Here is a 14,243-nt window from a genome sequence, read left to right on the forward strand (position 1 = left end):
ATAATGATATAGACAGTTATCAATATGTATATACTATATGTAATCAAGTTTAAGTTCATGAGTACTTTTTTTGATTTGGTAAGTGACGTAAACAAAATATGCGGCGATAGACATTGGTATAATGCACAGATATAATATGCTAGGATCCATAACCATTGAATTTGTATTGAATGTTTCTGCGATTCCTAATAACCAAAAAACTCCATATAGAGCGACTATACTAAAATAGATAATTAGGTATTTTCTAATTCTATATGTGTGTTGTTTCCATTTTGAAAAAATAATTATTGCAATAATTACCTGAATGAAGCCTAAGAGAATCTGAGATAATAACCCCAAAATTACAGTCATATAAAGTAATAAGGTTATGATAAAACTCCATTTGTTGATGTTGTGTATTGTTTTCATAATTCTAATAATTTAAAAGTTTCAATAATTTTTGAAACATAATTTGAAAAAGAAAAGGAATTTCTTCCTTGTATCTTATAATTATGTTTGTAGGTTTTATTTGATTAGTTTCATCAAGGTTTTTGTAATCCAATTAGACTCTTGATTCACCACTTTATTCATCATCGTATCCGCACTATCCGCTAATTCATATAAAGCCTTAGTCTGTTTGATCAATTCTTCTGTTTTTTTTGTCCCATCGTCTTCGATCCCAGATACTTCTCGTAATACTTTAATAACAGGTTTAATTTCTCTTCGGCTTCGTTCTTTGGCTACTTGCCTGGCAAGCTCCTGTACATCTTTTTCAGAAACAAAATACTCTTTTCGTTCTCCTGGTTTACTTTCCTTAAAAACAATCCCCCAATCCATTAGCTGACGAAGGTTCATACTAGTATTTCCTCTGGAGATCTGTAATTCTTCCATAATATCCTCCATTGAAAGTGGCTCTGGTGAGATCCATAACAATGCATGAATCTGTGCCATGGCTTTGTTAATGCCCCATAAGGTTCCTAGCGCTCCCCAAGTGGATATAAATTTATCTTTTGCTTCTGTGTAATTCATAGAACAAATATACAATAAATTTAAAACTTTCAAAAATTATTGAAAGTTTAATTTGTTAATTATGTTAAAACCATAAACTAACAGATGTTAGTACAGTTATTTTTTTACGGATTCACCGCTTTGGTAATAGTTTGATTTTGTGTAAGTTAAAGGTCTAACACAAATTCATTAAAAATGAAAAAATTCAACTTAATTATTTTAACAGTAGTACTGTGCTTATTCTTAAATAATGGCTACGCACAACAACCATCAGACATGTTTTATGCTACGATGGAAACAAAAGATGCTTTTGCACTTCAAAAAAATCACCCGGAGGACATCAAAATTATCGAATCCAATAACGGCTATAGTGCCGTGATGTTAAGTGATGAAGCTGCCCATGAATTACACGATAAAGTTTTAGTTCACGGTCCTGGTTTTATTTATCAAAGTTCTAAGAAAAAAGCATTGTCTTCTATACAGCAAAGAAGACTATCTCAAAAGCTTGCAGGAGGATTTTCTATCACTCAGGATCAATTAGTCCTTCAAAGTTTAGACTTGGTAAACAATCTTAATATTGCAAATCAAATTCAGGAATTAGAAAATTACGGTACTCGTTATCACACAAAGAGTAGTGCGACACAGGCGGTTTTAGACCTCAAAACAAAATGGGAGAACCTTGCAGGCAGTAGAAGTGATGTGTCGGTACGCATTGTCAATCACACAAGCACAAACATGCCTTCCTTGGTGATGACGATCACAGGAACCGAAAAACCAGATGAGTTTGTAATCATTGGCGGACACATAGATTCTACTTCGGGCGGGACTAATAATGATGCACCCGGAGCCGATGATAACGCATCAGGGATCGCAACCATTACCGAGGCAGCGAGAGTGCTGTTTGATATGAATTTTCAACCAAAAAGAACAATGGAGTTTATGGCTTTTGCGGCAGAAGAAGTTGGACTCAGAGGATCCAGAGAAATAGCAGAAGACTATCGTAACAGAAACGTAAATGTAATTAGTTATATGCAACTGGATATGACTAATTATAAAGGATCAACTAACGATGTGTATGTTTCTACGGATTCATATAATGACGATACTTTAAATGACTTTTTAATAGAGTTAATGAATTATTATAACGCATCGGGACCACACGCACTTACGTATGGAACTTCCAGATGTAACTATGGATGTTCTGATCATTATAGCTGGGCACAAGAAGGATATAATGTTGCATTTCCTTTTGAAGCAACTTTTAACCAAAGTAACCCTAATATCCATACCACACGAGATACTTTTGATAGATCTCCGACACCAAATGCAACACACGCAGCCAAATTTTGTAAACTGGCTCTTGAGTATTTGATAGAAATAGGTAATGGAGTAAATGATGGGGGAGGAGATGCCTGTGCGGATACCGTTTTTAATTATCCGTATCAAGAAGGATTCGAAGGTTCATTAAATGGTTGGTTGCAAGATGTAGATGATGATATGGATTGGCTAAAAGATGCTAATGGTACTCCATCTAATGGTACAGGACCGGGTAGTGCTGCAGAAGGTTCTTATTATATGTATGTAGAAGCTTCAGGAAATGGTTCTGGATATCCGAATAAAAGAGCAAACTTATTTTCACCTTGCCTACAATTAGATGGTTTGTCTTCTGCTATGTTAAGTTTTCAATATCATATGCAAGGCGATAATGTAGGAAGTTTTACCGTAGAGGTAACAGAAGATAGAGTAAATTATGCTAACGTATTCAGCAGGTCAGGATCTCAGGGAAGTAATTGGAATACAGCCAATATAGACCTTTCTTCATATATAGGAACAACAGTATGGTTGAGATTTAGAGCCGTTACAGGAAGTAGCTGGCAAGGTGATATTGCTATTGATAATATTGAGGTTAAAGAATCTACAGTAGATCCGGATCCAGATCCAGATCCGTGCGTAGCATTGAACTTTAATGATTTTACAATCTCAGGGTTTTCTAATCAGGATTCTGCAGGCGATTACTCCGTAGTGAGTGCGGGAGCCGGATTATCCATGCAAAATAATACCTGGAAATATATTTCTTTAAATTATAATGTAACTGCATCTACAGTGTTAGCATTTGATTTTAGTAGTTCTTCTCAAGGAGAGATTCACGGAGTTGGCTTCGAAAATGATAATAGTTTAACATCCAGCAGATATTTTAAGGTTCATGGTACGCAAAACTATGGAGTAACTAACTATGATAATTATGCTGGTGGCACTGCGACCTATGTAATTCCTGTTGGAGATTTTTACACAGGTGCGATGGACCGATTGGTGTTTATAAATGATAATGATGCAGGAAATGGTAATAATTCTATTATTTCTAACGTAAAAATCTATGAGGGCTCTTGTGTAAGATCCTCAACAACGGTTGTAGATTTTGGAACACAAACTCCAATATTAGGTAATGAGGATGAGTTGGATTCGTCTATCATAACCATTGCTCCTAATCCTACGAAGGATAGTTTTGTCTTAAATGTGAGTGGAACAAACAGTAAAAGTATGTCAGCAACTGTATTTACTATTTTAGGAAAAAAGGCAGCCAGCATTCAATTAAATCCAGGAGTGAATACTATTTCTGCCAGTAATCTATCGTTGGGATCAGGAATATACTTGATTAGGATAGAAAGTGGAGGAGAAAAATTAGCCGTGCGAAAACTAGTAATTCAATAATCCCAAAATAAATCGAAATATTGACTTAAAACCGTAATCTAAAAAGGTGCTTCAGTTTTGAAGCACCTTTTTTTCTGTTATTTATAGAAAGTTAGTTACTTAATCAATCCAGCGCGCTTTAATAAAGCCTCTGGTTTTGGTTCCTGACCTCTAAAACGTTTGTATAATGTCATAGGATTTTCTGTTCCTCCTTGAGATAGTACATTGTCTTTAAACTTAGTAGCTACTTCTTTATTAAAGATTCCATTTTCTTTAAAATACTCAAAAGCATCTGCATCTAATACTTCTGCCCATTTATAAGAATAGTATCCGGCAGAATAGCCTCCTTGAAAAATATGAGAAAAAGAAGTACTCATACAATTTTCTGCCACATCGGGATAAAGAGAAGTTCCTTCAAAAGCTTTTTTCTCGTGTGTTTTTACATCTTTTATGTCACTAGGATCCTTTGCGTGCCAAGACATATCCAGTAATCCGAAACTTAACTGACGCATCGTGGCCATTCCTTCCATAAAAGTGGATGATTCTTTTATCTTTTGCACGAGTTCCATCGGAATCACTTCACCGGTTTCATAATGTTTGGCGAACAGTTCCAATGCTTCTTTTTCATAACACCAATTTTCCAATACCTGACTTGGCAGTTCTACAAAATCCCAATATACACTGGTTCCTGATAATCCAGGATAGGTAGTATCGGCTAACATACCGTGTAGCGCGTGCCCGAACTCGTGAAATAAGGTGGTTACTTCGTTAAAAGTTAAAAGCGAAGGCTTACTGGGTGTAGGTTTAGTGAAGTTACATACAATAGAGATATGTGGTCTGATATTTTTGTCACCCTTTCTCATCTGGGGTTTATATGATGTCATCCAAGCACCGTTTCGTTTTCCCGGTCTTGGATGAAAATCAGCATAAAAAACGGAAATAAAATTACCCTGAGAATCCGTAACATTGTACGTTTTTACCTCTTCGTGATATTTGTCTACTTGATCTGTTTCTTCAAACTGTAATCCAAATAAGTTAGTTGCGACCTGAAAAACCCCATCAATAACATTCTCTAGTTTAAAATAGGGTTTCAATTTTTCATCATCCAGATCAAAAAGTTTTTGCTTTAATTTTTCTGAATAGTACGCTCCATCCCATTTTTGCAGTTGATCGATTCCGTCTAATTCTTTGGCAAAGTTTTCTAATTGGTTAAATTCTCTTTCTGCAGCAGGTTTTGCTTTTTCCAGAATTTCATTCAGAAAGGAAAATACTTTTTCAGGAGTTTCTGCCATACGTTCCTCTAGTACGTAATTAGCGTGAGAGGCATAGCCTAAAACTTTAGAACGCTCATGACGTAGCTTAGCAATTTTAAGGACAATATCTTGATTGTCCAGTTCATTGTTATGAAAGCCTTTGGATCCAAAAGCTAGTGATAATTTTTTACGTAATTCTCTATTATCTGCATAAGTCATAAAAGGGATATAACTAGGATAGTCTAAGGTAATCATCCATCCCTTTTTTCCTTTAGATTCAGCAAGTGCTTTGGCAGCTTCTTTAGCTCCATCAGGCAGACCAGCAAGATCAGCTTCATCCGTTAGTAGCATTTCGAACTTGTTGGTTTCCGCTAAAACATTTTCTCCAAATTTTAGACTTAATTGCGCAAGTTCTTTATCGATTTCTCTTAGTTCTTCCTTTTTGTCATCTGGAAGGTTTGCTCCATTTCTGGAAAATGATTTGTATCTTTTTTCTAATAAAGTAGATTGTTCTGGAGAAAGATTTAATTCATCTTTTTCAAGATATACAGCTTCGATTCTTTTAAACAGATCCGTGTTTAAAGCAATGTCATTTCTAAATTCAGAAAGTAATGGAGATGCTTCCTGCGCAATCTTCTGGATTTCTTCGTTGGTTTCTGCACTATTCAGATTAAAAAAGATACTGGTTACTCTATCGAGCAATTCTCCACTATATTCTAGTTTTTCAATAGTATTTGAAAAAGAAGGTTTTTCTGTATTCGTTACAATTGCATCTACTTCTTGTTTCGCAATCGTAATTGCGTTTTTGATTGCCGGTAAAAAGTGCTCCGATTGTATTTGGGAAAAAGGAGCAAGGTCAAATAATTCTAATAATGGGTTTTTCATTAGTTAATGATATTTTCTTTATATATTATATGTTCGCTTGTCGAAAAAGTGTGCTTTTTGTCGATGAACGCTGTTTTTGTAATATTCTATTTTGATGAAACCACAAATGATGCGCATACCTTTGTCTAGGTTTATTAGTAATGATCTAAACAAAGAACCTAATTACAATATTGCTGTAGGGGTATGGCAACAAGAAGTAATCTTTGCATAGGTCAAATATATTGAAAGAGCTACAATTATTGTAGCTCTTTTCTTTTCTATTTGATTAAAAACTTATTGTTTTAATTGAGAAATACACAAAATGTATGTTTTTCTATCGGAATAAAATGAAATAAAAACAATTTTACCGCTATTTATCGGTAAAAAACGTGTTTTGTCGAAAATGTTAATAAGTTTTGACAGATAATTATTGCGTAATTAAAGTAAGGGATTACCTTTGTGTCAGGTTTTAAGAGTATGGTCTTACGATGAATTTTTTGTGTAATATATTTAAGTTGGTTAATAAATATTGTTATATTCTATTGTAAGACCTGATATTGGAAAGAGTCGCTGAGGAGCGACTCTTTTTTTTATAGGGTAATTTCAGTGTTTATTTTTTTATCTGTTTAGCCCCTTCGATCACTTTTTGTTTTAGCCCTTCTTTATAGATGAGAATTTTATCCAATACACATTTGTCTGATGCTCCAATAATCTGGGCAGCAAGGATTCCGGCATTCAACGCACCATCCAGTGCTACGGTTGCCACGGGAACACCGCCCGGCATTTGTAATATAGAAAGAACAGAATCCCAACCATCAATAGAGTTTCTTGATTTAACAGGAACTCCTATAACCGGCAAAGGAGATAAAGAAGCCACCATTCCGGGAAGATGTGCAGCTCCACCTGCGCCGGCAATGACTACTGATATTCCTCTGGTATGAGCATTTTTTCCATAATCAAATAGTTTTTCCGGGGTACGATGTGCGGATACAATATCAACTTCAACTTCTATATCAAAGCCTTTTAGTACTTCAATTGCTTTTTCCATAACGGGCATATCGCTTGTACTACCCATGATAATTCCTACTTTACTCATTTGTGTGCTATTTCTTATTGTTAAAAGCTAGTTTTATATTTTGATCCTAGATATTGTAATACTTTATTTCCGTTAGTTATTAACCGGTAACTACTTTGATAGTCTTCTTCACTTTTTCGGCAATTTTTCTTGCTTCAGCGATATCTTCATTGACAATAGTTACGTGTCCCATTTTTCTAAAAGGGCGGGTTTGTTTTTTTCCATAGATGTGCGGGGTCACACCTTTCAGTTTCATAATGGTTTCGATATTTTCATAAACGACATTTCCTGTATGTCCTTCGGCTCCTACAAGATTCACCATAATTCCGGCCACTTTACTCTCAGTTGCACCAAGAGGTAGATCTAATATGGCTCTTATATGTTGTTCGAATTGATTCGTATAACTAGCTTCAATACTATAATGGCCACTGTTATGAGGTCTTGGAGCAACTTCATTTACCAGAATATCATCATCTTTTGTTTGAAACATCTCTACTGCTAATATACCTACGTGAGAGAAGGCTTCTGATACTTTTTGAGCGATCTTTCTTGCCTTTTCTGCAATCTTTTTGTCAATTCTAGCTGGACAAATTACATATTCTACCTGGTTAGCTTCCGGATGAAATTCCATTTCTACTACAGGATATGTTTTGATATCGTTTTGGGGGTTTCGAACTACGATTACTGCGAGTTCATTTTTGAAATCGACTAAGGTTTCTGCGATACATTCTGTATCCGGAAGTTTCGCAATATCTGCTCCGGTTCGTATAATAGCAACTCCTTTTCCATCATATCCACCTTGTGTACTTTTCCAAACAAAAGGTAATTTGACTTTACCACTGGTAATACCTTCTGCCAGATGCGCTTTATTAGAAAACTGCATAAAATCTGCGGTAGGTATTCCTTGTTCTTTATAAAAAAGCTTTTGTCTTCCTTTATTCTGAATCTTTTCTAACGTTTTGGAATCAGGATATACTTTTTTCCCTTCACGTTCGAGTCTTGCCAATGCCTTTACATTAACACTTTCGATTTCGAAAGTAAGTACATCTACTTTTTTACCAAAGTTGTATACGGTTTCATAATCCATAAGATCACCTTGCTGAAAGTGATCGCAGGCTATTCTACAGGGAGCATCGGGATTGGGATCTAGAACATAGGTTTGGATATCATATTTTCGGGTTTCGTAGAGCATCATTTTACCTAATTGACCACCACCCAGAATACCTAACTTAAAGTCTGACGAAAAATAGTTTGTCATTTTTTGGAGTATCTAATTTACCTTAGGCAACAAAAATAAATTTTTAATAAGTAAAAACCGCAATATTAGCGAGTAAATGCAGTTGATATCTATCTTAAATCTTGTTTGTAATCACTATCTTTGCCGCTTTAAAAACGAAATGGATACTGTGATAATCTCATTATAGAATGATTACATTACATGATTTAGAGTTTGTACCCTTTATTGCTGAAGAGAAAATTAACAAAGCAATAGACAAATTATCTGATAAACTTAACGAAGATTTATCAGATAAAAAACCTCTTTTTATAGGAGTGTTAAACGGTGCTTTTATGTTTGTATCTGAAGTGTTGAAGCGATTTAATCATGACTGCGAAGTGAGTTTTGTAAAGTTAGCTTCTTATGATGGTATTGAGACAACTTCCAGTGTTCAGGAGCTTATAGGATTAAAAGAAGATATTGCCGGAAGAACAGTAGTCATTTTAGAAGATATTGTAGACACCGGAAATACGATTGTAGAATTGACAAAAATGTTTAGAGATAAAGGATGCAAAGAAGTTAAAATTGCAGCGTTATTTTTTAAACCAGAAGCATATACCAAAGAAATAATCATAGATTATATTGGGGTTAAGATCCCAAATAGATTTATTGTAGGGTACGGACTGGACTATGATGGTTTAGGTCGAAATCTTACAGATGTTTACCAATTAAAACAAAACAACATGACAAATTTAGTGTTATTCGGACCTCCGGGAGCGGGAAAAGGAACACAAGCAGAAGTTTTAAAAGAAAAATACGATCTGGTGCATATTTCTACAGGAGATGTGTTTAGATATAATATAAAAAATGCTACCGAACTAGGGACATTAGCAAAATCCTATATCGATAAGGGTCAATTGGTACCAGATGAGGTCACAATTGATATGTTAAATGCCGAAGTAGATAAAAATCCGGAAGCTAAAGGATTTATTTTTGATGGTTTCCCTAGGACTGAAGCACAGGCTGAATCCTTAGGAGAATTGTTGTCTTCTAAAGGATCAGAAGTAAGCGCTATGGTCGCATTAGAAGTAGATGATGAAGTACTGGTACAACGTTTATTAGAAAGAGGGAAAACATCCGGACGTCCGGATGATGCGGATGAAGGTGTAATTCGTAATCGTATCAAAGTATATTATGATGAAACTGCTATTCTTAAAAATTACTATCAAAAACAGGATAAGTATTTTGGAGTTGATGGAGTAGGAGGTATCAGTGAGATCACGGAACGTCTTAGCAGTGTGATAGATAATTTGTAAATTTAAATCAATGGTCAAGAAATTAATATTTGTTCTGGTAACAGTTAGTTTTTTGGCTTGTACAAAAAAGTATCGTGAAATTCCGATTGAAGAACTTTCAGATGATCTAAAAAATAGCGCCGAAGGTGCTGCTAATCTTATTCTAAATTTTTGTGATAACCCAGAAGATCTTGAAAAATTTAGACTTCGTGCATCTGTAAAAGCATACCTTCATTTGAATACAGGAAAACAGTTTTTGGTTTGTTATATATATGAAAATGAAGTTTCTGAAATAGCATTAGGTAGATTATATAAAGTAAATCAGTTAAAAGCGAAAGTTAAAAGATTTAAATATAAGTTAGATATCGTTAGCGATACTTATGAATTGATGGAATTACATGTTGATCTCAATTCAAAAAAAGCCGTAGCGGATTATAAAATATTTGGTAAGCCAAAAGGTGAAACTGAATGGATTTCTATTATTGATGAATTGAATTTGGAGGTAATGAAAGCAATGAATAAGAAATAAATTTAGGATTTTGTTTTTTGAATGACGAGTATACAGAAATAGTATAGAGAATTATGACTGAAGGGAATTTTGTAGATTATGTAAAATTACATGTTACTTCCGGAAATGGAGGTAAGGGATCTGTGCATTTACATAGAGAAAAATATATTACCAAAGGAGGTCCGGATGGTGGTGACGGTGGTCGAGGAGGTCACGTAATTATTAGAGCTAATCCAAATATGTGGACCTTGTACCACCTTAAGTTTAAGCGTCATTTTAGGGCTGAACACGGAGGTCACGGAAGTAAGAACAGGAGTAGTGGTGCCGATGGAGGCGATGTGTATGTTGATGTCCCTCTAGGAACCGTGATTCGAGATACAGAAACTCAGAATATTCTTCATGAATTGACAGAAGAAGGACAGGAAATTATTATCGCCGAAGGAGGAATGGGAGGTCGTGGAAACTGGCATTTCAAAAATTCTGTGAATCAAACACCGCGATATGCACAACCTGGTGTAGAAGGGCAGCAATATGATATCACTTTAGAATTAAAAATATTAGCAGATGTAGGATTAGTAGGTTTCCCAAATGCAGGAAAATCCACTTTATTGTCTGTTATTACTTCTGCGAAACCAAAAATCGCGGATTATGAGTTTACAACACTAAAGCCTAATTTAGGAATTGTAGAGTACAGAGATTTTCAGACGTTCGTCATGGCCGATATTCCCGGAATTATTGAGGGAGCTGCAGAAGGAAAAGGTATTGGTCATCGTTTTCTAAGACATATAGAACGTAACTCTACGTTGCTATTTTTAGTTCCTGCTGATGCTCCTGATATTAAGGAACAGTATGAAATCTTATTAGATGAATTACGTAGGTATAATCCGGATTTGTTAGACAAAGAACGACTTATCGCGATTTCTAAATGTGATATGTTAGATGATGAGCTAAAAGCAGAGCTTAAAACGGAGTTGGATACACAATTAAATATACCATATTTGTTTGTTTCTTCGGTGGCTCAGCAAGGTTTACAAGAGCTCAAGGATAAGCTTTGGCAAATGCTAAATAATTAGATTAATAAAATCATTGTGTTCTTATTGATTTTTTTAGCACTTTACTTTAGCACTAGCTTTACAGTAACATCAGAGATTTCCATTTTTAAAAAGTATACTCCTTTTGGATGTCCGGTAAGATCAACAGTTTTGTTATTGCCATTGATTATTTCTTTCCCAGAAATGTCATAAACAATCCAACTTGTCTTTTTTGGAAGGTTATAGAATCCTGAGCTGGGATTAGGAAAAATTTTGATATTGTATATGTCATTATGCTCTTCTACCGATAATGGATTCGTGTAAAAATCCCACTCGTTAATTCTTTGCTCAGAAACTCTAAACTCATCAAACCAAACATAGTAATCTTTATCTTTTGGAGCGTAATCATCTACATTAGACCCACCCAGAAAAGTAGAAATCAATATATGATTGATAGTTATGTTTTCTCTATTTTCTGACGGATTTCTGTAGTAATTAAAATAATCAGATCCGACAAAATCATAATTGACCCCGTCTACCCATCCTTCAAAAAGCCCATCACTACCGTTTGGAGTGCTTTCCAGTACATAATGTAGTTCAATATTATGCCATCCTTGCGCTCTAAGATAATTCTCATATTCAAAAGAGCAAATGTTAGAACCATCTACTACGCGATCTCCCCAAAATCGAAGTTCATTTTCATCCCCGTTAGCAGCGTCATCGGCTGGCTCTTGTTCTCCAGGCAATTCCATATAGAATTGAATGGCTCCACCTTTTCTGAACATGATCCGACCTTTCCATCGATTGCGGTCTCTCTCTCCATTAGGAGTATTAGGATCAGATCCACCAAGACTTGGTAGTTTACCACCACATAAACTAAAGTCGAAATCGTCACTAAACTTTATCCAATACGATAGATATAAATCTGAAGATTCGTAGTAGTTATCTTTAAAGGTATTCATTAAAGGTATCCTGGTATCAATACCAGAACTATTAGTTTTAAGCAATCCTTTAGGATATTTTACCTTTAAGGAAACTCCACCAGGGTCTATACTATTTTCATAATCTATAGAAGCTCTATCCTGGGTATCATCTTTTTGGCCATTTACAGTTTGTCCGTCATAAAATCCAATTCCGTTAGAAGTAGGAAAATCTTTTTTAAGCTCATCTTCTGTATAGGTGTCACCAACTCTTATATGATCAAAGCTAATATGGTATTCATCATTTTCTAAAAATGGATCTGGAGCAAGAACAATATTTCTCTGTGATGTGGATTTTATAGTTTCGTATGTTAACGCACCAATCCTTAATTGAGTACTATTATCGCCGGTTGTTAAATCGAAAATTCCATTTTCATCTGTTTTGGTATAATTGGTCACATTATTTGCATCACAGACCAATGCATTTTCGATTGGGTTTCCTGATTGATTTTTAACGGTTCCGGAAATCTGTGCTTTTGCAGTCGTTACGGTTATCAATAAAAGCAGAGAACAAAGTAAGTGATTTTTCATGTGGTTAAGAGTTTGTAACATAATAGTCTAATTACCCAAAAGGATTTTTTTAGTACTATTATTTTGAGTGTCTTTAGCGTTTGGTTAGGGATCAAATTTAGATGTAAAACAAACTCTTTGTCAATTTAGTATAAAGATTCTACGAAAATCTACTTAAAATTTGCAAGGTGTTAGGTTAATAGACTTGAGAACGAAAGTACTTTTAAAAAAAATGATGCAATATTCGGTAATTGATTTTAACTCTTACATATGCACAGTAACAAAATGTAATGGTATATCAACCTTTAACCGAGTACCCTTCTTTTAATATTCCATCTGCTGCTTCTGGATGTTTTTTTAGATAAGCTGCCACAAAAGGACATAGTGGTATCATTTTATATCCTTTTTCCTGAATGTAGTTAAGTGTTTTTTTTACAATCGTGCTTCCCAATCCTTTTCCTTCCATAGTAACTGGAACTTCAGTATGGGTAAGGTATACGGAATTGTCGTTGGTAAGTATGTATTCGATAAATATGATTTCATTTTCAACGTGAAGTTCGAATCTCTTTTTAGGACGATCTGTATTATTTATCAATTCCAGTTGTGACCAGTCATTCTTTTCCATAATCAGTTTTTAAAGTTATATTTCAAAATTATGATATAAATAACTGCTAATCACTTAACGAATGGTTAAAAGGGATATTAAGAAAAAGCAAGGTGTCTATAATTTATAATTCTGAAAATAGACAAATAAAAATCTAATTGATAGGTTGATACAAACCTATTTATTTTTTCTTTTCAGAATTAAGAAATGATCATCCATTACATTTCCAGTTATGATGAGGTCTTTAAAAGGAGCTGCTACCGTGGACCCCGACATTATTGTTCCATCATTTGTATATACTTGCTCTATATCATAATCATTTTTCCCTCGATACGTAACCTTAATAATTTCTGAAGGAGAAGTTTCTTTTTTTCCTTTAGCGTAAGATCCAAAATGTAAAAGATTAGGATGCGCTCCTATCCAAAGATTTCCTTGTGTATCGATTTCAATATTATCTACACCTGTATCACAATCTATATCTTCTATAAAATCTAAAGAACCATCGGAATTTGCGGAATATACTTTGACTAAAAAACTTCTGGGAGATGCTACAAATAATAAATTCCGTTTAGGATCATAATTAATTCCATTTGCGTAAGCAATTCCGTCTGCCACTTCCGTATAATTTTTCCCGTCATAATACAATACATTAGATATAGAAAGTCCCAGATATTCTTCTAATACTTTACCAAATCCTTTTGGATATCCGTGATCATTAGTAACATAAAAACGATGTTCATCAATAAGTACAATGTCATTTGGGCTAACAAGTAAAGAATGTTTCAGTGTTTTATGGTGAATCAGATTTTTATCCTGCAAGGAAAAAACTTCAATCGAATGTCCTTGAGGAGTGTGGTTAATCGCCATCACTTTATAGAGGCTATCTTTTTTGATCATCGAAATTCCGTGAGGAGCAAATGATTGATTAAATGAATCTGTTAGATGAACAAGATCAAAATTCTCATTTTTCAAATCCATCAAATATAATCCTCCTTTCTCTTCTTTGACAGGTGGATAGATTTCTCTTTTTGTGGAAGAGATTAAAGCAAAATTATCGGTGGCACTTATGGTGATATCCTCAGCACCGGGGATTGGTATTTTCTTAGCAATTATTCCTTCAAATTTATTTTCAACAGTCCTAAAATAACCGGTAGACACCAAAGTGTGAATAATAAAAGCAACGATTACTACTAAAAGAACCCACGCAATTCTTTTTATAATACGTTTCATAA

At 34.6% G+C, this 14,243-nt stretch carries 12 protein-coding genes; 4 read left to right on the forward strand and 8 right to left on the reverse strand.

The annotated features are described in order from the left end of the window. Positions 1 to 33: 33 nt before the first annotated feature. A complete protein-coding gene (locus tag ACFSR1_RS20035) occupies positions 34 to 408 on the reverse strand; it encodes a hypothetical protein (protein WP_378294827.1) in 375 nt (124 codons plus the stop codon). A 96-nt stretch (positions 409 to 504) separates the two neighbouring features. Then, complete coding sequence (locus ACFSR1_RS20040) at positions 505 to 1,008, reverse strand: GbsR/MarR family transcriptional regulator (protein WP_378294828.1); 504 nt, start codon at positions 1,006 to 1,008, stop codon at positions 505 to 507. Positions 1,009 to 1,182: 174 nt separating this feature from the next. Between ACFSR1_RS20040 and ACFSR1_RS20045 the strand changes: the two genes are divergently transcribed. Beyond that, a complete protein-coding gene (locus ACFSR1_RS20045; protein ID WP_378294829.1) occupies positions 1,183 to 3,696 on the forward strand; it encodes a M20/M25/M40 family metallo-hydrolase in 2,514 nt (837 codons plus the stop codon). A 95-nt stretch (positions 3,697 to 3,791) separates the two neighbouring features. Here the strand turns inward: ACFSR1_RS20045 and ACFSR1_RS20050 are convergent, their stop codons facing one another. From ACFSR1_RS20050 to ACFSR1_RS20060, 3 genes are all read right to left on the reverse strand, one after another. Continuing rightward, complete coding sequence (locus ACFSR1_RS20050; protein ID WP_378294830.1) at positions 3,792 to 5,813, reverse strand: M3 family metallopeptidase; 2,022 nt, start codon at positions 5,811 to 5,813, stop codon at positions 3,792 to 3,794. Between the two features lie 589 nt (positions 5,814 to 6,402). Further along, a complete protein-coding gene (purE, locus tag ACFSR1_RS20055) occupies positions 6,403 to 6,888 on the reverse strand; it encodes a 5-(carboxyamino)imidazole ribonucleotide mutase (protein ID WP_378294831.1) in 486 nt (161 codons plus the stop codon). Between the two features lie 79 nt (positions 6,889 to 6,967). Next, positions 6,968 to 8,125: a 5-(carboxyamino)imidazole ribonucleotide synthase gene (locus tag ACFSR1_RS20060; RefSeq protein ID WP_378294832.1), complete on the reverse strand. Its 1,158-nt coding sequence runs from the start codon at positions 8,123 to 8,125 to the stop codon at positions 6,968 to 6,970. A 167-nt stretch (positions 8,126 to 8,292) separates the two neighbouring features. On the opposite strand from ACFSR1_RS20060, the gene ACFSR1_RS20065 reads away from it, so the two are divergent. The 3 genes from ACFSR1_RS20065 to obgE are packed head-to-tail and all read left to right on the forward strand — an operon-like array spanning position 8,293 to position 10,959. Further along, positions 8,293 to 9,399, forward strand: a complete 1,107-nt coding sequence (locus tag ACFSR1_RS20065) for an adenylate kinase (RefSeq protein ID WP_378294833.1) — start codon at positions 8,293 to 8,295, stop codon at positions 9,397 to 9,399. Between the two features lie 10 nt (positions 9,400 to 9,409). Next, complete coding sequence (locus ACFSR1_RS20070) at positions 9,410 to 9,907, forward strand: hypothetical protein (RefSeq protein ID WP_378294834.1); 498 nt, start codon at positions 9,410 to 9,412, stop codon at positions 9,905 to 9,907. Positions 9,908 to 9,960: 53 nt separating this feature from the next. After that, positions 9,961 to 10,959 (forward strand): GTPase ObgE, encoded by a 999-nt coding sequence (gene obgE, locus ACFSR1_RS20075; RefSeq protein WP_378294835.1) that lies wholly within the window; start codon positions 9,961 to 9,963, stop codon positions 10,957 to 10,959. Positions 10,960 to 11,000: 41 nt separating this feature from the next. Here the strand turns inward: obgE and ACFSR1_RS20080 are convergent, their stop codons facing one another. The 3 genes from ACFSR1_RS20080 to ACFSR1_RS20090 form a co-directional block, all read right to left on the reverse strand. Further along, positions 11,001 to 12,428, reverse strand: a complete 1,428-nt coding sequence (locus ACFSR1_RS20080; RefSeq protein ID WP_378294836.1) for a polysaccharide lyase — start codon at positions 12,426 to 12,428, stop codon at positions 11,001 to 11,003. A gap of 277 nt (positions 12,429 to 12,705) precedes the next feature. Continuing rightward, positions 12,706 to 13,032 carry a GNAT family N-acetyltransferase gene (locus tag ACFSR1_RS20085; RefSeq protein WP_378294837.1) on the reverse strand — a complete coding sequence of 109 codons (327 nt, stop codon included), beginning with the start codon at positions 13,030 to 13,032 and terminating at the stop codon, positions 12,706 to 12,708. Between the two features lie 156 nt (positions 13,033 to 13,188). Continuing rightward, positions 13,189 to 14,241 carry a strictosidine synthase family protein gene (locus ACFSR1_RS20090; protein ID WP_378294838.1) on the reverse strand — a complete coding sequence of 351 codons (1,053 nt, stop codon included), beginning with the start codon at positions 14,239 to 14,241 and terminating at the stop codon, positions 13,189 to 13,191. Positions 14,242 to 14,243 lie beyond the last annotated feature (2 nt).

The sequence above is a fragment of the Aquimarina rubra genome (assembly GCF_042684305.1).
Taxonomy (GTDB): domain Bacteria; phylum Bacteroidota; class Bacteroidia; order Flavobacteriales; family Flavobacteriaceae; genus Aquimarina; species Aquimarina rubra.

Bases quoted from the DNA above. Each gene is read 5' to 3' on its own strand.
- obgE (WP_378294835.1), top strand. From the start codon at position 9,961: ATGACTGAAGGGAATTTTGTAGATTATGTAAAATTACATGTTACTTCC.
- ACFSR1_RS20060 (WP_378294832.1), bottom strand. From the start codon at position 8,125: ATGACAAACTATTTTTCGTCAGACTTTAAGTTAGGTATTCTGGGTGGT.
- purE (WP_378294831.1), bottom strand. From the start codon at position 6,888: ATGAGTAAAGTAGGAATTATCATGGGTAGTACAAGCGATATGCCCGTT.
- ACFSR1_RS20070 (WP_378294834.1), top strand. From the start codon at position 9,410: ATGGTCAAGAAATTAATATTTGTTCTGGTAACAGTTAGTTTTTTGGCT.
- ACFSR1_RS20035 (WP_378294827.1), bottom strand. From the start codon at position 408: ATGAAAACAATACACAACATCAACAAATGGAGTTTTATCATAACCTTA.
- ACFSR1_RS20090 (WP_378294838.1), bottom strand. From the start codon at position 14,241: ATGAAACGTATTATAAAAAGAATTGCGTGGGTTCTTTTAGTAGTAATC.
- ACFSR1_RS20050 (WP_378294830.1), bottom strand. From the start codon at position 5,813: ATGAAAAACCCATTATTAGAATTATTTGACCTTGCTCCTTTTTCCCAA.
- ACFSR1_RS20085 (WP_378294837.1), bottom strand. From the start codon at position 13,032: ATGGAAAAGAATGACTGGTCACAACTGGAATTGATAAATAATACAGAT.
- ACFSR1_RS20080 (WP_378294836.1), bottom strand. From the start codon at position 12,428: ATGAAAAATCACTTACTTTGTTCTCTGCTTTTATTGATAACCGTAACG.
- ACFSR1_RS20045 (WP_378294829.1), top strand. From the start codon at position 1,183: ATGAAAAAATTCAACTTAATTATTTTAACAGTAGTACTGTGCTTATTC.
- ACFSR1_RS20065 (WP_378294833.1), top strand. From the start codon at position 8,293: ATGATTACATTACATGATTTAGAGTTTGTACCCTTTATTGCTGAAGAG.
- ACFSR1_RS20040 (WP_378294828.1), bottom strand. From the start codon at position 1,008: ATGAATTACACAGAAGCAAAAGATAAATTTATATCCACTTGGGGAGCG.